General features: G+C 71.3%; 16 protein-coding genes. 8 read left to right on the top strand and 8 right to left on the bottom strand.

The annotated features are described in order from the left end of the window. Positions 1-85 precede the first annotated feature (85 nt). A complete protein-coding gene (locus ABZX79_RS10410) occupies positions 86-1,261 on the top strand; it encodes an acetyl-CoA acetyltransferase (protein ID WP_355254212.1) in 1,176 nt (391 codons plus the stop codon). 64 nt (positions 1,262-1,325) lie between these two features. After that, positions 1,326-1,979 carry a pyridoxal 5'-phosphate synthase gene (locus ABZX79_RS10405; RefSeq protein ID WP_355254210.1) on the top strand — a complete coding sequence of 218 codons (654 nt, stop codon included), beginning with the start codon at positions 1,326-1,328 and terminating at the stop codon, positions 1,977-1,979. A 35-nt stretch (positions 1,980-2,014) separates the two neighbouring features. Here the strand turns inward: ABZX79_RS10405 and ABZX79_RS10400 are convergent, their stop codons facing one another. Then, positions 2,015-2,428 carry a Zn-ribbon domain-containing OB-fold protein gene (locus tag ABZX79_RS10400; RefSeq protein WP_355254208.1) on the bottom strand — a complete coding sequence of 138 codons (414 nt, stop codon included), beginning with the start codon at positions 2,426-2,428 and terminating at the stop codon, positions 2,015-2,017. Continuing rightward, positions 2,428-2,877 carry a DoxX family membrane protein gene (locus ABZX79_RS10395; RefSeq protein ID WP_355254206.1) on the bottom strand — a complete coding sequence of 150 codons (450 nt, stop codon included), beginning with the start codon at positions 2,875-2,877 and terminating at the stop codon, positions 2,428-2,430. Before ABZX79_RS10395 ends, ABZX79_RS10400 begins: the two co-directional genes overlap by 1 nt. Before the next feature lie 163 nt (positions 2,878-3,040). Here ABZX79_RS10395 and ABZX79_RS10390 point away from each other — a divergent pair, with 163 nt between their 5' ends. The 4 genes from ABZX79_RS10390 (at position 3,041) to ABZX79_RS10375 (ending at position 9,094) form a co-directional block, all read left to right on the top strand. Further along, on the top strand, positions 3,041-4,219 hold the full coding sequence (locus ABZX79_RS10390) for an NAD(P)/FAD-dependent oxidoreductase (protein ID WP_355254204.1): 1,179 nt from the start codon (positions 3,041-3,043) through the stop codon (positions 4,217-4,219). A 227-nt stretch (positions 4,220-4,446) separates the two neighbouring features. After that, complete coding sequence (locus ABZX79_RS10385) at positions 4,447-5,643, top strand: RNA-guided endonuclease TnpB family protein (RefSeq protein WP_355254202.1); 1,197 nt, start codon at positions 4,447-4,449, stop codon at positions 5,641-5,643. A gap of 247 nt (positions 5,644-5,890) precedes the next feature. Beyond that, on the top strand, positions 5,891-8,125 hold the full coding sequence (locus ABZX79_RS10380; RefSeq protein ID WP_355254200.1) for an acetate--CoA ligase family protein: 2,235 nt from the start codon (positions 5,891-5,893) through the stop codon (positions 8,123-8,125). 162 nt (positions 8,126-8,287) lie between these two features. Further along, entirely contained in the window at positions 8,288-9,094 is an 807-nt protein-coding gene (locus ABZX79_RS10375; RefSeq protein WP_355254198.1) for an enoyl-CoA hydratase-related protein, read from the top strand. Positions 9,095-9,100: 6 nt separating this feature from the next. Here ABZX79_RS10375 and ABZX79_RS10370 read toward each other — a convergent pair whose 3' ends face one another. Beyond that, the gene (locus tag ABZX79_RS10370) at positions 9,101-9,916 is read right to left on the bottom strand and encodes a hypothetical protein (protein WP_355254196.1); all 816 of its coding nucleotides are present in this window, start codon (positions 9,914-9,916) and stop codon (positions 9,101-9,103) included. 122 nt (positions 9,917-10,038) lie between these two features. On the opposite strand from ABZX79_RS10370, the gene ABZX79_RS10365 reads away from it, so the two are divergent. Next, complete coding sequence (locus ABZX79_RS10365; RefSeq protein WP_355254314.1) at positions 10,039-10,659, top strand: flavin reductase family protein; 621 nt, start codon at positions 10,039-10,041, stop codon at positions 10,657-10,659. On the opposite strand, the gene ABZX79_RS10360 is transcribed toward ABZX79_RS10365, so the two are convergent. Together ABZX79_RS10360 and ABZX79_RS10355 are read right to left on the bottom strand one after the other, a co-directional pair. Further along, the gene (locus tag ABZX79_RS10360) at positions 10,649-11,899 is read right to left on the bottom strand and encodes an MFS transporter (protein ID WP_355254312.1); all 1,251 of its coding nucleotides are present in this window, start codon (positions 11,897-11,899) and stop codon (positions 10,649-10,651) included. The two genes, ABZX79_RS10365 and ABZX79_RS10360, sit on opposite strands and share 11 nt — an antisense overlap. Before the next feature lie 190 nt (positions 11,900-12,089). Continuing rightward, a complete protein-coding gene (locus tag ABZX79_RS10355) occupies positions 12,090-13,367 on the bottom strand; it encodes an MFS transporter (protein ID WP_355254194.1) in 1,278 nt (425 codons plus the stop codon). Between the two features lie 85 nt (positions 13,368-13,452). Between ABZX79_RS10355 and ABZX79_RS10350 the strand changes: the two genes are divergently transcribed. Further along, positions 13,453-14,451 carry a helix-turn-helix domain-containing protein gene (locus ABZX79_RS10350; RefSeq protein ID WP_355254192.1) on the top strand — a complete coding sequence of 333 codons (999 nt, stop codon included), beginning with the start codon at positions 13,453-13,455 and terminating at the stop codon, positions 14,449-14,451. Here the strand turns inward: ABZX79_RS10350 and ABZX79_RS10345 are convergent. From ABZX79_RS10345 to ABZX79_RS10335, 3 genes are all read right to left on the bottom strand, one after another. After that, positions 14,359-15,633: an MFS transporter gene (locus ABZX79_RS10345; protein ID WP_355254190.1), complete on the bottom strand. Its 1,275-nt coding sequence runs from the start codon at positions 15,631-15,633 to the stop codon at positions 14,359-14,361. The two genes, ABZX79_RS10350 and ABZX79_RS10345, sit on opposite strands and share 93 nt — an antisense overlap. A gap of 115 nt (positions 15,634-15,748) precedes the next feature. Then, positions 15,749-16,810 carry a Zn-dependent alcohol dehydrogenase gene (locus tag ABZX79_RS10340; protein WP_355254188.1) on the bottom strand — a complete coding sequence of 354 codons (1,062 nt, stop codon included), beginning with the start codon at positions 16,808-16,810 and terminating at the stop codon, positions 15,749-15,751. Between the two features lie 8 nt (positions 16,811-16,818). Next, positions 16,819-17,967 (bottom strand): acyl-CoA dehydrogenase family protein, encoded by a 1,149-nt coding sequence (locus ABZX79_RS10335; RefSeq protein WP_355254186.1) that lies wholly within the window; start codon positions 17,965-17,967, stop codon positions 16,819-16,821. Between the last annotated feature and the right edge of the window lie 258 nt (positions 17,968-18,225).

The following is an 18,225-nucleotide window of genomic DNA, read 5'->3' as shown; positions in this document are numbered from 1 at the left end:
ACAGACGCCCTACGGGCGTGTCCTCAAACGCCGGACGGGCTGGATTCGGCCGCACCCAACCCACACCTGATGTACCGTCAGTTTCATGCTGCCAACCCACCCCACCCGCAAGGTAGCCATCGTCGGCACAGCCCTCTCCGACTGCGGACGCGTCGACGACGCCACCCCCTACGCCCTGCACGCACAGGCCGCCCGCCGCGCCCTCGCCGACTCCGGCCTCGACCGGTCCGTCATCGACGGCTTCGCGTCGGCCGGCCTCGGCACGCTCGCGCCGATCGAGGTCGCCGAGTACCTCGGGCTGCGCCCCACCTGGGTCGACTCGACCAGCGTCGGCGGCGCCACCTGGGAAGTCATGGCCGCACACGCCGCCGACGCGATAGCCGCCGGCCACGCCAACGCCGTACTTCTGGTGTACGGCTCGACCGCCCGCGCCGACATCAAGGCGCGGCGCCGCACCGCGAACCTCTCCTTCGGCGCGCGCGGCCCGCTGCAGTTCGAGGTCCCGTACGGGCACACCCTCGTCGCCAAGTACGCGATGGCCGCCCGCCGCCACATGCACGAGTACGGCACGACCCTGGAGCAGCTCGCCGAGGTAGCCGTCCAGGCCCGGGCGAACGCCGCGACGAACCCCGACGCGATGTTCCGCGACCCGATAACGACCGACGACGTACTCTCCGGCCCGTTGATCGCCGACCCCTTCACCAAGCTGCACTGCTGCATCCGCAGCGACGGCGGCTGCGCGGTGCTGATGGTGGCGGAGGATTACGTACCGGATGCGGCAAAGGCCCCGGTCTGGGTGCTCGGCGCCGGGACCGCCGTGTCCCACACCACCATGTCCGAGTGGGACGACTTCACGGTCTCCCCGGCCGCGACCTCCGGCCGCCTGGCCTTCGAGCGGGCAGGCGTACGCCCCACGGACATCGACCTCGCCGAGATCTACGACGCCTTCACCTACATGACCCTCGTGACGCTCGAAGATCTCGGTTTCTGCGCGAAGGGCGAAGGCGGCGCGTTCGTCGAGAAAGGCCGGCTGCTCCGCGACGGCGCGCTCCCGGTGAACACCGACGGCGGCGGCCTGTCCGCCTGCCACCCCGGCATGCGGGGCCTGTTCCTGCTGGTGGAAGCGGTACGGCAGTTGCGCGGCGAGGCGGGCGAGGGACAGGTCCGCAGAGCGGACGGCGGGCTGCCGGAGCTGGCGGTGGCGTCGGGGACGGGCGGCTGGTTCTGCTCGTCGGGGACGCTGGTGCTGGGGCGCACGTAGCGGCGCACGTAGGGACATACAAAACGCGCGGACGTCCAAACGCGCGATGGTGTGAGATGGCGGGATGACCTTCCAAGACCTGCTCCACTCCCAGCGCGTCTGGGACACCGAACTCCCCGCCTTCGACCTCGCCGCCGCACCCCCCGCCCCACTGCCCCTCTTCCACCAGTGGTTCGCCGAGGCCGTCGCCGCCGAGCAACCCGAGCCGCACACGATGAGCCTGGCGACCGTCGACGAGGACGGACTCCCCGACGTACGAACGCTGATGCTGCACGACGCGGACCACCGTGGCTGGCACTTCGCGTCCCACTCCACCAGCGCGAAGGGCCGCCAGCTGGCCGCGCACCCGCACGCCGCGCTCGGCTTCTACTGGGCGGCGCAGGGCCGGCAGGTGCGGGTCAGGGGCGCGGTGACGACCGGGACGCGCGAGGAGAGCCTGGCGGACCTCCACGCACGGTCGACGGGTGCGCTCGCCTCCGCGCTGGTCGGGCGGCAAAGCGAAGTCCTGCCGCGGTACGGGGAGTTGGTCAGGGCATCGGAGGCCGCGTGGGAGCGGGCGCAGGCCGATCCGGAGGCCGACGTACCGACCTGGACGCTGTACGTCGTCGAGCCTACCGAGGTGGAGTTCTTCCAGGGGGACGGCAAGCGCCGGCACGTGCGGCTGCGCTACCGGCGGGACGGCGGCGGGCAGTGGTCGCGGGAGCTGCTCTGGCCGTGAGCGGCGGGATACGGGCCTCGCGCTAAGGCCTCGCGCTAAGCGTCCCCGGCGGGCCGGAAGACCGGCACCGCGTGCGTACCCTCCTCCCGAAAACCGACCGCCAGCTCCATGCCGATCCGCAGATCCGCCTCCGCGCAGTCGACGACCTCCGTCATCATGCGCGGCCCCTCCGCGAGGTCGACGACCGCCGCGACGTACGGGACGCGGGCGCCGAAGGGCGGCAGGTCGTTGCGGTGGACGACCGACCAGGTGTAGAGCGTGGCCCGGCCGCTCGCCCGCTCCCAGTCGACATCCTCGCTCCAGCAGTACGGGCAGAACTCGCGCGGGTAGTGGTGCGGCGTGGCGCAGGCGCGGCAGCGGCGCAGGAGCAGGCGGCCCTCGGCGGCGGCGTCCCAGTAGGGGCGCGTGAACGCGTCGATTTCGGGGACCGCCGGGTTGGCAGCGCTCATCAGAAGAGCCCGATCGCGTGGTCGAGGGACCAGGTCTGCCAGGACATGGCGAAGAGCGCGACGAGCGAGATCAGCGCCATCATGGCGTTCTGGCCCTGCTCGGCCCAGTCGTGGATCATCAGCACGAGGTAGAGCAGGTTCAACAGGAGACCGGCGGCCAGGGCGATCGGAGTCAGGAACCCGACGACCAGCCCCACCCCCAGGGCCAGTTCGGCGTACACGACGATGTACGCCATCACCTTGGGGCGCGGCGCGACAACCGCCTCGAAGCCGCGCTTCACCGCCAGCCACCTGTGCTTTCCGGCGACGTCCGCCGCCCAGGCGATGCCCGTACCGCGCTCGAACCAGCCCTTCTTGTCCTTGTGGCGCCAGCTCTCCAGCCACCACAGTCCGAGGCCGATGCGCAGCACGGCCAGCCACTCCGCGCCGCCGAGCCAGATGCTCTGCATTCCGCGCCTCCCCCTCATCCACTTTCTGACGGTACGTCAGTTCAGCTGATGAGACAGACCGCGCGCAAGAGGTACGACCCGACAACTGTCCGTGACCGATTCGCAACCGATTTCGGTCTTGACCGAGACCCATCAACAACTTTCGTCATTACGCTGACGAATCATGGCCAATACCACTACCGACCGGCACCACCCCGTCTACGTCATAGGTGGCGGTCCGGGTGGACTCGCCGCCGCGGCGGCCTTGCGCGAGCAGGGCGTACACGCTGTCGTACTGGAGAAGTCCGACGCCGTCGGGGCGTCCTGGCGCGGCCACTACGACCGGCTGCACCTGCACACCACGCGACGCCTGTCGGGCCTGCCGGGCCTGGCGATGCCGCGCGCGTTCGGGCGGTGGGTGTCGCGGGACAACGTGGTCCGGTACCTCGAGAGGTACGCCGAGTTCCACGAGCTGGAGATCGTCACGGGGGTCGAGGTAACCCGTATCGAGCCCACGTCCGACGACGACAACAGCTGGCTGCTGCACGCCACCGGCGGCCGGCAGCTCACCGGCTCGGCGGTCGTGGTCGCCACCGGCTACAACCACACGCCGCACGTCCCCGAGTGGCCGGGCCGGGACACGTACACCGGCGAACTGACGCACGCCCGCCACTACCGCAACCCGCGCCCGTACGAAGGCAAGGACGTCCTGATCGTCGGCACGGGCAACACGGGTACGGAGATCGCGGTGGACCTGGTGGAGGGCGGTGCGTCGCGCGTACGCCTGGCCGTGCGCACCGTCCCGCACATCGTGCGCCGCTCGACGGCGGGCTGGCCCGCGCAGCGCACCGGCATTCTCGTACGCCGCCTGCCGGTGCGGCTGGTGGACCGGGCCGGTGCCCTGATGGCCCGGATCGCGATCCCGGACCTCTCGGCGCACGGCCTGCCGCGTCCCGGCACCGGGCTGTACTCCCGGGTCAGGGACGGCGCGATCCCGGTCCAGGACGTCGGGTTCGTCGACGCGGTGAAGCGGGGCACGGTGGAGCCGGTGGCGGCGGTCGAGTGCTTCGACGAGGACGAGGTCGTACTGGCGGACGGCACCCGGATCTCGCCGCAGGCGGTGATCGCGGCGACCGGTTACCGACGCTCGCTGGACGGCCTGGTGGGCCACCTCGGCGTACTGGACGGCAGGGGCCGCCCGATGGCGCACGGCGCGCGCACACCACCGAAGGCTCCGGGCCTGTATTTCACGGGGTACACCAACCCGATCAGCGGCATGTTCCGCGAACTGGCCATCGACGCAGCGAAGATCGCCAAGAAGATCGCGTCCACGAACCGGGCCACCGACCGGGCCGGCCGCTGAGCAGTCGCCGCGGCGGCCCGCCTACCAACCAGCTCCCGGCACCTGCTTCGTGGTGGCGTTCAGGCGGTTGAAGAAGTTCGCCATCCCAATCTCCTTGCGTGGGTACCCCGTGCTTCAGCTCGAGGAGGAAACGCATCCTTGGCCCGGAGCCGTGAAGCGGCGGAGTCTCGGTGTGCACCCGTTCTGGCTTTCCGTGTCCTATTAACGGGCCTGGCAGTTAGTGAGATGTGAAGACCGAGCTGGTGAAGCGGGCGTTCAAGTTCCGCTTTCACCCCACGAACGAGCAGGCGGCGGAGCTGTCGCGTACGTTCGGGTGTGTCCGCAAGGTCTACAACCTGGCGCTCGACGCCCGCACGGTGGCATGGTTCCAGCGTCAGGAACGGGTGAACTACAACGCCACCTCGGCGATGCTCACGCAGTGGAAGAAGACCGAAGAGCTGGCCTTTCTCCGCGAGGTGTCGTCCGTGCCGCTGCAGCAGACGCTGCGGCATCTGCAAGGCGCGTTCTCCAACTTCTTCGAGGGCCGGGCAAAATACCCCCGGTTCAAATCGAAGAAGAAAACCCGCCGCTCTGCGGAGTACACCAAGTCGGCGTTCACATACCGCGACGGTGCGCTCACGCTCGCGAAAATGAAGAACCCACTCGCAATCGTATGGTCCCGCCCTCTGCCCGAGGGGGCGGAGCCGTCCACGGTGACCGTGTCCCAGGACAGCGCGGGCCGCTGGTTCGTCTCCATGCTGTGCGAAGACGCATCCGTCAAGCCCCTGCCGGCACTGGACACCGCGGTCGGGATCGACGCCGGAATCACCAGCCTCGTGACGCTCTCCACCGGCGAGAAGGTCACCAACCCCCGGCACGAACGGCGAGACCGCGCCCGTCTGGCCAAGGCCCAGCGGGCCGTGGCGAAGAAGGAGAAGGGCTCCCGCAACCGGGACAAGGCCCGCATCAAAGTCGCCAAGATCCACGCCCGGATCGCCGACCGGCGCCGGGACTTCCTGCACCAGCTGACCACTCGGCTCGTTCGTGAAAACCAAACGATCGTGATCGAGGACCTGACCGTCCGCAACATGGTCAAGAACAAAAGTCTCGCCCGGGCCATTTCGGACGCGGCCTGGACCGACATGCGCTCCATGCTGGAGTACAAGTGCACCTGGTACGGAAGGAACCTGGTCACCATCGACCGCTGGTTCCCCTCCACCAAGCTCTGCTCCGCATGCGGCACCATCCGAGAGAAACTGCCGCTGCACGTCCGTGAATGGACGTGCGAATGCGGTACCACGCATGACCGCGACGTGAACGCGGCATGCAACATTCTGGCCGCCGGACTGGCGGTTACAGCCTGTGGAGCGGGTGTAAGACCTCAACGGGAGACCTCCCGGACGGGGCAACCTGCTGCGAAGCAGGAAACCCTCACTGCGAAGTGAGGAATCCCCCTCGTTCACGAGAGGGAGGATGTCAAGGACTTCACCATCAGGGACGGGAAGATCGTCGAGATCAACATCCTCGCCGACCGCGACCGCCTGAGCCGGATGGAGCTGCCCGCCCTGGACGACTGACGGGAGGGAGCGGGAGGCTTTGCCCGCCGGACTGTTCCTGACGAGCCGTCAGTTCAGTAATCTGACTACGCGTCAGTTACGTTACGTCGGCCGACGAGCAGGAGCGGGCTGAGACATGCTTGGATCTACCCACGGCACCCTGACCACCGATCTCCGCGCCCGCGTGGTGGCCTGCGGGGAGGTTCCGCACGCCGCCGTCCACGACACGGCGACCCCCACCGCCACCGCGGCCGGGGACCTCGATGTCAGCGGCCGGCCGCTGTACGCGTCGGTCCCCGACCTCGACCGGTTCTTCCGGCCCGAATCGGTGGCCGTAGTCGGCGCGTCCGACGCCGACGGCAGGCCCAACACCGGGATCACGCGCCAGCTGATCGCCTGGGCCGAGCGGGTCGGCGCCCGGCTGCACCCCGTCCATCCCACGCGCGAGTCCGTCTTCGGACTGCCCTGCGTCCCCTCCGTCCGTGACCTGCCCGAGCAGGTCGATCTGGCGGTGCTGCTGGTCGCCGACCCCGTCCCGGTGGTCGGGGAGCTGGGCGAGGCGAAGGTGAAGTTCGCCGTCGCCTTCGCCTCCGGTTTCGCCGAGACGGGCGAGGCCGGCGCGGCCGCCCAGACGCGGCTGGCCGCCGCGGTGGAGCGGTCCGGCGTACGGCTGCTCGGCCCGAACACCAACCTCAACGCCTTCGAACGCTTCCGCGACGACCTCGCCGGGCCCGCCATAGCCCTGATCACCCAGTCCGGCCACCAGGGCCGCCCGCTCCACGCCCTCCAGGAACTCGGCATCCGCCTCTCCCACTGGGCGCCGACCGGCAACGAGGCCGACCTGGAGACGGCGGACTTCATCTCGTACTTCGCCCAGCAGCCGGAGGTCGGCGCCATCGCCTGTTACGTCGAGGGCCTCAAGGACGGCCGTTCCTTCCTGCTCGCCGCCGACCGGGCCGCGCAGGCGGGGGTGCCGGTCGTCGCGGTCAAGGTGGGGCGTACGGAGAGGGGCGCCCGTACGGCAGCCTCACACACCGGCAAGCTGACCGGCGCGGACGAGGTGGTGGACGCGGCGATGCGGCAGTTCGGGGTGATCCGGGTGGACGGCCTGGACGAACTCCAGGACACAGCGGCCCTCTTGGCGCGGGCGCGCAAACCGGTGGCCGACGGGGTCGTCGTCTACTCGATCTCGGGCGGTACGGGCGCGCACTTCGCCGACCTGGCGACGGCGGCGGGGCTGCGGCTGCCGGAGCTGTCGGCGGCCAAGCAGGCCGAGCTGCACGAGTGGATACCCGACTACCTGAGCGTGGCGAATCCCGTCGACAACGGCGGCCACCCGGTCGGCGACTGGCGCGGCCGCAAGATCATCGACGCGATACTGGCGGACCCGGGGGTCGGGGTCCTGATCTGCCCGATCACGGGTCCGTTCCCTCCCATGAGCGACAAACTGGCCGAAGACCTGGCGGCGGCGGCCGAGGCGACGGACAAGCTGGTGTGCGTGGTGTGGGGGTCGCCGGTCGGGACGGAGGCGGCGTACCGCGAAACGCTGCTCGGGTCGTCGCGCGTGGCCACCTTCCGTACCTTCGGGAACTGCATCTCGGCGGTACGCGCCTACCTCGCCCACCACCGCTTCACCGCCTCCTACCGCTCCCCCTTCGACGACGCGCCGCGCACCCCGTCCCCCTCCTTCCGGAAGGCGCAGGCGCTGATGCGCCCCGGCGAGCAGCTGAGCGAGCACGCGGCGAAGCAGCTGCTGCGGGCGTACGGCATCCGCGTACCGCGCGAGCAGCTGGTGACGAGTGCGGCGGCGGCCGTACGGGCGGCGGGGCTCGTCGGCTACCCGGTGGTGATGAAGGCGTCCGGCCCGCGGCTCGCGCACAAGAGCGAGCTGGGCCTGGTGAAGGTCGGCCTGACCTCCGCCAGCCAGATCCGCGACGCGTACCGCGAGCTGACGGACATCGCGCGGTACGAGGGGATCAAGCTGGACGGCGTCCTGGTGTGCCAGATGGTGGAGCGGGGCGTCGAGATGATGGTCGGCGTGACACAGGACGCCTTGTTCGGGCCGACGGTGACGGTGGGGCTGGGCGGTGTACTGGTGGAGGTGCTGCGGGACGCGTCGGTACGCGTACCCCCCTTCGGCGAGGACCAGGCGCGAGCCATGCTCGGCGAACTGCGCGGGCACGCGCTGCTGGAGGGCGTGCGCGGGGCGCCGCCGGCGGATGTGGACGCGCTGGTGGAGGTGGTGCTGCGGGTCCAGCGGATGGCCCTGGAACTGGGCGACGACCTGTCGGAACTGGACATCAACCCGTTGATGATCCTGCCGCGGGGGCAGGGGGCGGTGGCGCTGGACGCGCTGGCGGTTTGCCGGTGAAGGGTGAGTGGCACCCTCCAGCCCGTCCGACGCTTGAGGACCGGGGTCTGGGGCGGAGTCCCCACGCGGCGGAGCCGCAAAGTGTCACTGCGGGAAGGGGCGGGTCGGGGACAGCGCCGCAGGCAACGAACCGCAGCCCAACACACCACCAGGAGCGCTCACATGACGACCAACCCGCCCGTCGACACGCTCGTACCGCACGCCACCGACAACGGCGTCTCATGGATCACCCTCAACCGCCCCACCGCCATGAACGCCATCACCCACGACCAGCGCGAACGCATAATCTCCCTCCTCACCACCGCCTCCGCCGACCCCGCCGTCCGCGCCGTAGTCATCACCGCCACCGGCAAAGGCTTCTGCGCCGGCGCGGACCTGCGAGGGTCGGCCGGCAGCGGTGAGCGCGTGGCCGGGGACGTCGCCCGTACGATCCGGCTCGGCGCCCAGCGGCTCATCAGCGCGGTCCTGGACTGCGAGAAACCAGTGATCGCCGCCGTGAACGGCACCGCCGCCGGCATCGGAGCCCACCTCGCCTTCGCCTGCGACCTCGTACTGGCCGCCGAATCCGCCAAGTTCATCGAAGTCTTCGTACGACGCGGCCTGGTCCCGGACGGCGGTGGGGCGTACCTGCTCCCCCGGCTCATCGGCCCCCAGCGCGCGAAGGAGCTGATGTTCTTCGGCGACTCGGTCCCGGCTGCCGAAGCCGAGCGGCTGGGACTGGTCAACCGAGTCGTCCCGGACGCCGAGCTGACCGACACCGCCCGCGCCTGGGCCGAGCGGCTGGCGAGTGGCCCGACCCGCTCGATCACCCTGGCCAAGCAACTGGTCAACGCCTCCCTGGACGTCGACCGGGCCACCGCCTTCGCCGCCGAGGCGACCGCCCAGGAGATCAACATGACGACAGCGGACGCCAACGAGGGCGTGGCGAGCTTCGTGGAGCGGCGTACCCCCAAGTACCGAGGCCTGTAGCTCAGCTCAGTCCCGGTACACCACCAGCTCCGCCCTGCTGCCCTGCGCCCCGTCGCCCGCAGTGAAGCGCACAGTGGGCGAGTCGTAATGCCCCCCGGTCCGCAGCACCGGACCCGCCCCCGGCACGCACCCCGCGGCCCCCGCCCCGCCGCCCCGCCGCATCCGCAGCGTCAGCCGCTCGTCCGGGCCCTCGGCGGTGTGCCACGTGCCGCGCTCGCGGCAGTCGCCGCGGCGCACCGTGTACGTCCCGTCCGGGCGTACGACGAGAAACGCACCGTCACCCACGGCCGGCTCGATCCAGCTCCCGGTGAAGTCCCGGGAAGTGAAGTACGGCGGCACGTACAGCGCCTCCACAAACGGCACCACCAGCCACGACAGCCCGGCCAGCCCCACCCCCACCGCGACCGCTCCCCCACGCCGCATCCGCCCCGCCGCCGCACTCGCCGCCGCGGCCGGTACAGCGAAGGCCAGGCACAGAATCACCCAGGCCCCGCCGTACGGCATGTACGACGCCGGCCACAGCAGCGCGCCGACCGCCGCCACGGCCGGGACGTACACGACGAGCACTCCCCGGTACGGCCTACCGGACCCGGACCCGGACCCGGCGCCAGTTGTCACCACCCACAGCCCGCCGAGCACCGCCGACGTCCCCACCACCCCCGCCCACGCACCCGCGCGCAGCACAGCCGACAGCGCCGCCCAGAAGTCCCCCTCGTACGGGCTCGCACGCGGCCCGACCAGCGCCATGGCCGAGGCCAGGACCAGCATCTCCGCGATCAGCGCCGCGCCCCAAACCGCTGCCGCCCCGCGCCAATTCTTCATTCAGCACCCCTCCCGTCACCTCTGACGCCGGTGCCCCGGCAGGGGGTTGCACTCGCCCGCCCGTACCCTTCCAATCTGACGAACCGTCAGCTTCAATGGGTGGCGTGATGGGACACGCAGGGATGGCGGCCACCGCCGTCCGATACCTCAGGTCGGTCGGCGCCTCAACGGCCGCCGAGCCCTACGACGCGCTGCCGCGCCCCGACCTGCGTGCGGTCGGGGAAGACGAGCGGCTGCCGGTCGACCCGGCCGAATTCCGCTCCGTACTCGGCCACTTCGCCAGCGGCGTCGCCGTCATCACGGCACCGAGCACCAACCCCGAGGAAGACAACCGGCCCGCCGGCTTCGCCTGCCAGTCCTTCGCCTCCCTCTCCCTCAACCCGCCCCTGGTCACCTTCATGGTCGCCCGTACGTCCACGACCTGGCCGCGCATCGCCCGCGCCGGCGTCTTCTGCGTCAACATCCTCGGCGCGGACCAGGGCGACCTGTGCCGCGGTTTCGCGGTGAGCGGGGCGGACAAGTTCGCCGGCGTCGGGTACGGGCCGGCGCCCGTCACCGGGTCGCCGCTGCTCGACTCCGTACCTGCCTGGATCGACTGCCGCATCCAGGCCGTTCACACGGGCGGTGACCACCTCATCGTGGTCGGCAGGGTCGAGGCGCTGGGCGGGACGGACACGGACGACGAGGGGGAGCGGGAGCCCCTGCTGTTCCACCGGGGCAGGTTCGGCCGCTTCAGCGCTTGACCTCCCCGGCAAACGCGGGCTTCCTGCGGATCACCAGGGACATCAGCGCCGCCGCCGCGCACAGCGCTCCCGCCGCGTACCAGACGACGTCGTACGAGTCGAACACATCCCGCGCCACACCGCCCGCGAACGCGACCACCGCCGCTCCGACCTGGTGCGATGCCAGCACCCAGCCGAAGACGATCGCCGAGTCCTCGCCGTACTGCTCACGGCACAGGGCGAGGGTCGGCGGAACCGTGGCCACCCAGTCGAGCCCGTAGAAGACGATGAAGAGAATCATCGGCGGGTGGACGGTCGGAGCCATCAGCATCGGCAGGAAGAGCAGGGATACGCCCCGCAGCGCGTAGTACACGGCCAGCAGGCGGCGCGCGTCGAAGCGGTCGGTGAGCCAGCCGGAGGCGATCGTGCCGATGACGTCGAAGATGCCGATGACGGCCAGCAGTGAGGCGGCTGCCGTGATCTGCATGCCGTGGTCGTGGGCCGAGGGCACGAAGTGGGTACGGACGAGACCGTTCGTCGAGGCACCGCAGATCGCGAACGTACCCGCCAGCAGCCAGAAGGGGCCGGTCTTCGCCGCCGCGAAGAGGACCGTGACCGCCCGCTTCGCCGCGCCCGTCTGAGGCGCCGGCTTCGGGACGAACTCCCCGCCGTACGGCGCCAGTCCCACGTCCGCCGGGTGGTCGCGCAGCAGCAGCCAGACGAACGGGACGACGACCAGCGCGGCGAGCGCGACCGTGACGGACGCGGGCCGCCAGCCGTGGTTCTGGACGATCCAGGCACAGAGCGGAAGGAAGACCAGCTGGCCGGACGCGCCGGCGGCCGTGAGGACGCCGGTGACCAGGCCCCGGCGGGCGACGAACCAGCGGTTGGTGACCGTCGCCGAGAACGCCAGCGCCATCGATCCCGTGCCGAGGCCGACGAGCAGGCCCCAGTAGAGCATCAGCTGCCAGCTGGCCGTCATCCAGACGCTCAGCAGGGCGCCCGCGGCGACCATGCTCAGCGCCACGACCACCACCTTGCGCATACCGAAGCGGTCCATGAGGGCGGCGGCGAACGGCGCGGTCAGGCCGTACAGCGCCATGTCGATGGAGACGGCGAACCCGATCTCACCGCGCGACCAGCCGAACTCCCGGTGCAGCGGGTCGATCAGCAGGCCGGGCAGGGAGTTGAAGGCGGCCCCGCCGATAATCGTCACAAAGGCCACGACCGCTACGAACCACGCGCGGTGGATGCGGGGGATGCGGGGCTGACGACGGGGTCGGGTGGCTGGCCCGTCGGTGGCTGGCCCGTTGGTGCCGTGCGTGGCGGCTTCGGTTGTCTGGGTCACGTCACTCAGCTTCGAGCCCGTCGAGATCTCGGACGAGTGGCCCGGCGGCCACGGTTCGCAAGGATCGGGACACGGTCGGGACACGCTGAGCCTTCCCTGGGGCTCAGGCCACGCGCCTCAACTCCCGGATCGGCCGCGCCCCCAGCAGCACCCCGACCACCCCCAGCATGATCACCACCCCGGCCAGCAGCACCTTCTCCGCGCCCGCCATCTCCGCCACCGGACCCGCCAGCGCCCGCCCCGCCGCCATCATCAGCAGCGATCCGGACACGTCGTACGCGTGCATGCGGTTCAGCGCATCGGCCGGGACGTGCGTCTGGACCGTCGTCGACCACATCACCAGCCAGAACGCGAAGGCCGCACCGCCGGCGAACTGCCCGATTCCCAGCCCGAGTACGGGCATGCCGAGCCCCAGCACCAGCAGGTTCACCACCACCCCGAGCAGCGCCACCGCCCCCGCCGCCAGCGGCCGCCCCGGCCGCAGGCGCAGTGCCAGCAGGCCGCCCGCGACGCTGCCGGCGCCGTTGACCGCCATCAGCGCGCCGTACGTCCCCGAACCGTGGGCCTCGGTCACCAGGACCGCCGTCAAGGGCAGCATCGGGCCGGCGACGGTCAGTCCGTACACCGTCCAGATCGCGATCACGCCCCACAGCCAGCTGCGCGCCGTGAACTCGTGCCACCCGACGACCAGTTCGGCCACCAGCGACCCGCGCTTCACCGGGTCGCCGACCGGCGGCAGCCGCAGCAGGAACAGGAAGATGCCGCTCACCGCGAAGGTCGCGGCGTTCGCGGCGAAGACCGCGCCGGCCCCCACGCCCGCCCCCGCGCCACCGGAAAGGCCGACCACGAGCCCCGCGAAGGCCGGGCCCGCCATGGTCATGAGCGCCTCGCAGACACGCAGGACGGCGTTCGCCTGCTGTACGTCGTGCGCGATGCGCGGGACGATCGAAGCGACCCCGGGCTGGAAGAGCGCGGCGCCGACGCCGCTGACCGCGCTCAGCCCGTACACCACCCACACCGACGGATCGCCGGCGGCGAAGGAGACCGCGAGCACCGAGGCGCCGACCAGCCGCAGCGCGTCCGCGACGATCATCATCCGGCGGGGCGTGAAGCGGTCCGCGAGTACGCCGCCGAAGAGGACCAGCACCGCGAAGGGGCCGATCCACGAGGCGAGGGCGTAGCCGACGGACGAGCCGGGGTGGCCGGCGCCGAGCAGGCCGGCGGCGAGGGCGACGGGGACCATGCCGTCGCCGAAGACCGCGACCGTACGGGCCACGAAGAAGAGCCGGAAGTTACGGTTCCAGAGGGACGACCGGGGGACCGCTCGCGGCTCGCGTGATGCCGTCTCGGGAATGTCCTGGGCTGCTGGGCGCTTGTCCATCACAGCGAGACATGTACCAGCTTGAGGTCTATACCAGCCAGCGAATATTCCCCAGTGAACAAGACAAGCAAGCAAGGAGTACGCCGTGCCGCACCGCGTAGTCGTCCTCGCACTGGACGGGCTGCTCCCCTTCGAACTCGGCATCGCGCACCGCATCTTCGGCCTTGCGAAAGACGCGGCGGGCAGACACCTCTACGAGATCGCGACGTGTTCGGTCCGGCCGCCCGGCCCGGTCCGTACGGACGCCGACTTCTCCATCGACGTCGAGCACGGCCCCGAGGCGCTGGCCACGGCCGACACCATCGTGATCCCCGCCTCGTACGAGCTCGGACGCGTCTACGACCAGGGCGTGCTCACCGAGGACCTCAAGGCCGCTTTCGCCTTCGTACGCCCCGGCACCCGCATGGTCTCCATCTGCACCGGCGGCTACGTCCTCGCCGCGGCGGGCTACCTCGACGGCCGCCCCGCCACCACCCACTGGTCGGCGGCCGAACATTTCCAGCGCCTCTTCCCCTCCGTGCGGGTCGACGCGGACGTCCTGTTCATCGACGACGGCGACGTACTGACCTCTGCCGGGGTCGCCGCCGGGCTCGACCTGTGCCTGCACATCGTGCGGCGCGACCACGGCAGCGGGATCGCCAACGACGTGGCCCGCCGCAGCGTCGTACCGCCGCACCGGGACGGCGGCCAGGCCCAGTACGTCCACCGCCCGGTCCCGGAGCCCCAGCTGGCGACCACGACGACCGCGCGGGCGTGGGCACTGGCCCGCCTGCACGAGCCGATCCAGCTGCGGGACATGGCCGAGCAGGAATCGATGTCGGTACGGACGTTCACGCGCCGGTTCCGCGAGGAGGCCGGGATCAGCCCCGGTCAGTGGCTGGCCCAGCAGCGCGTGGAGCGGGCGCGGCACCTCCTCGAATCCAGCGACCTGTCGATCGACCAGGTCGCCCGCGATGCCGGCTTCGGTACGGCGACGTCGCTCCGCCAGCACCTACAGGCGGCTCTCGGCGTCCCGCCGACCGTCTACCGCCGCACTTTCCAGGCCACCGGCGGAAGCTCCACCGGCGGAAGCCGCAGCGGCTGAAGCCGACCGCCCCCGCCACTCCGCCAACGCACTCACCGCCGTCAGCGCGAGGGTCAGTCCGACTCCCGCCAGGATCGCCGCCGTCGGTGACGCCACCGCGAGCAGTACGCCCGACAGTGCCGCACTCGACGCGTAACCGAGGGCCGCCGCCGCGTACATCAGCGAGAACCCGGCGGCCAGGTGGCGCGCGGGCAGGGCGTCCTTCAGCGCGAGGGTACGGGTGACCTGCACCCCGGACATGAGGAGCCCCGCGGCGAGCAGCGCCGCGCCGATGGCGGCCAGGGCAGTCAGCACCGCGACCAGCGCCACGCACGTCGTCACCCCGAGCAGCAGCACCAGGCTCTGCGTGCGCACCCGCCCCGGCCAGGACCGCAGCCCGTAGACGAACGCCCCCGCGGCGGCCGCCAGCGAGTACCCGGCGAGCATGGGCCCGGCCCACCCCACGGCGTACTCCCGCTCCTCCAGCAGGGCGGGCAGGACCAGTTCGGCGAGGGCGAGCAGCCCCATGGCGGCCGACGCGGTGACGTACACCGGCCACGCGGCGCCCAGCGCCCGGAACAAGGACCCGCCACTCTTGTCCTTGCCGTCGCCACTGTCGTCCTCGGCCACCTCGCGCCACCCGGCCGGCAGCGCCCACAGTCCGGCCGCCCCCGCCGCCATGAGGACGGCGCCGAGCAGCACGGGCGCGGCCGGGTCCACGCTGAGCGCGAGCCCGGCGGCGAGACCGGGAGTGGCCGCCCACAGCCCGTACGTCAGGACGGTGTCGTAACTCATTGCCTGTGTCGCCGACTTGTCCGGTACGAGCGCCAGCATCAGCGCCCGCAGCCCGCCGGGCGCCGCCCCCGGCGCAGCTCCGGCCAGCGCCGCGAACACGCCGAGCAGCACCGGATGCCCCTCCTGGAACACCCCGAGCGCCCCGAAGGCGGCGGCCCCCAGCCCCAGCCCGACGGCCAACTGCGGCCGCGCCCGGTGTGCCTTGAGGCGCGGCCCGAGCGCCAGCGCGCCGACGACCTCACCGACGACGTAGACGGCGGCGAGCAAGGCGCCGATGCCGTAACCGCCGGGCCGTTCCCGTACCAGGAACACGAGCGCGAGCGGCGCCATGGCGACCGGAGATCTGGCCCCGATCGCGACAAGAGACCAGGTCAGGACGGGTCGGGTGGCGATCTCGCGGTAGGACATGGGCCGACGGTAGCGCGGGGCGCGTACGGGCCCAACCGATTAGAAACCGACTAGAACGTGAGACTAGAACGTGAGGCTAGAACGTGAGGCTAGAACGTGAGGCTAGAACGTGAGGCTAGAACGTGAGCACCCCGCGCGCCACGCGCCCGTGGTGCGCGTCGTCCGCCGCCTTCGCGAAGTCCTCCACCGGATACGTCTCCGTCACCAGCTCGTCGAGCAGAAGCCGGCCCTCCCGGTACAGCTCGGCGTACAGCGCGATGTCCCGCTGCGGGCGCGAAGAACCGTACCGACAGCCGAGGATCGACTTGTCCAGGTACATCGAGGAGACGAGGAACGACGCCTCGGCCGTCGCGGCCGGTACGCCGAGCAGCACCGCCTGCCCGTGCCGGTCGAGCAGGTCGATCGCCTGCCGAATCAGTGCGGTCTTGCCGACGCACTCGAAGGCGTGGTCGGCGCCGGTCGGCAGGATCTCCCGTACCGCATCCGCGTCGTCGGCCGACAGAAGGAAGTGCGTCGCGCCGAACTGCCGCGCGACCGCCTCCTTGGCCGGATTGGAATCGACGGCGACGATGGCCGACGCCCCGGCGATACGGGCGCCTTGGATGACGTTCAGCCCGATCCCGCCCGTCCCGATGACGACGACGGTGTCCCCGAGGCCGACCTTCGCCCGGTTCAGCGCGGCGCCCACGCCCGTCACGACGCCGCAGCCGATGAGTGCGGCCGAGGTCAGCGGGATGTCGTTCGGGATCTTGACGGCCTGGACGGCTTTGACGATGGTGCGCTCGGCGAAGGTGGAGGTGGACGCGAACTGGTAGAGCGGATCGCCGCCGCGGCGCGAGAAGGGCTGCCCGGGCATCCCGATCGCCTTGCGGCACATCGTCGGCCGGCCACGGCCGCACTCCGCGCAGGCCCCGCAGTTGGCGATGGTCGACAGCGACACGTGATCACCGGGCACGACATGCGTCACCCCTGCGCCGACCGCCTCGACGACTCCCGCGCCTTCGTGCCCGAGTACGACGGGGGACGGGAAGGGGATCGTCCCGTCGATGACCGACAGATCGCTGTGACACAGCCCGGCCGCGCCGACGGCGACCATGACCTCGCCGGGCCCCGGGTCACGTATCTCCAGGTCATCGACGACCTGAACCGCCTTCCCGTCAAACACAACACCTCGCATGCCGCCCCTCATGCCGACTCCCTCGGTAGGCCGAGCACGCGCTCGGCGATGATGTTGCGCTGAATTTCGTCGGAGCCGCCGTAGATGGTGTCGGCCCGGCTGAAGAGGAACAGCTTTTGCAGGGGGTCGAGTTCGTACGGCCGCTCCTCGTCCCAGTCGTACGGCCCGACCGTCGCGGCCGCGCCCCGCACCTGAACGGCGAGTTCACCGAGCCGCTGGTGCCAGCCGCCCCAGAGGAGCTTGGCGACGCTGGGGGCGCCGGGGCCGCCACCCGAAGTGCCCAGCGTGCGCAGGGCGTTGGCGCGCATGGTGTGCAGCTCGGCCCACAGCCGGACGAGCCGGGCGCGTACGACGGGATCCCCGGCGCCTCCACCCCACTCCCCCGCCTCGACGGCGAGCCGCACGACCTCCCTCAGCTCCTCAGCGAACCCGATCTGCTGCACGAGCGTGGACACTCCGCGCTCCAGCGCGAGCAGGCCCATGGCCACGCGCCAGCCGTTGCCTTCCCCGCCCACCACATCGCGGGCCAGGGCCCCGTCGAAGAACACCTCGTTGAACTCGCTGGTCCCGGTCATCTGCCGGATGGGCCGCACCTCGACACGCCCCGGCTGATCCATCGGCACGAGCAGAAACGACAGCCCGCGGTGGCGCACGGTGTGTGCGCCGGTCCTGGCCAGGACGAAGCACCAGTCGGCGTCCTGGGCGAGGGAGGTCCAGATCTTCTGTCCAGTGACGCGGTACGCGTCCCCGTCCCGTACGGCGACGGTGCGCACCCCGGCCAGGTCCGACCCGGCGCCGGGCTCGCTGTACCCCTGGCACCAGAGCTCCTCGCCGCGCGCGATCGCGGGCAGGAACCGCTGCCTCTGGGCGTCGCTCCCATAGGCGATGAGGGTGGGGGCCAGCAGGTTTTCCCCGATGTGCCCGGCTCTGGCGGGGGCGCGGGCGCGGGCGTACTCCTCGGCCCAGACGACCTGCTGGGTGAGGCCGGCCCGCCGGCTGCCGTACGCCCCGCCGTCCTCCCACCCGATGCCGATCCACCCCCCACCGCCGAGCTCCCGCTCCCAGGCCCGGCCGACGGCGTCCCCGCGATGCGCGGCGAGCCACTCGCGGGCGTCACTCCTGAACGCGTCGTCGTCGGCGCCGAAGGCGAAGTCCACGGTGGGGTCTCCTGTTCGTTGCGTTGCCGTACTCCGAAATGCGCGTCAGCCAAATCCAGCCCCTCCGGCGTTTGAGGAGCGGGGTCTGGGGCGGAGCCCCTCACGCGGCGGAGCCGCAAAGTGTCACAGCGGGAAGGGGCGGGTAGGGGAATGCCCGCGCAGCGGCCCGCCCCCGCACACCGACACCCGCACGCGCACGCCCCGCCCCGCCCCGCCCCGCGCAGCGGAACCCCCCAGCCGGGGCCGACCGCCACCCAC

It is taken from the genome of Streptomyces sp. NPDC002994 (genome assembly GCF_040611155.1).
Taxonomy (GTDB): Bacteria; Actinomycetota; Actinomycetes; order Streptomycetales; family Streptomycetaceae; genus Streptomyces.
The sequence above is the reverse complement of the archived record's forward strand: the minus strand, read 5'-3'. Positions and strand labels throughout refer to the sequence as shown.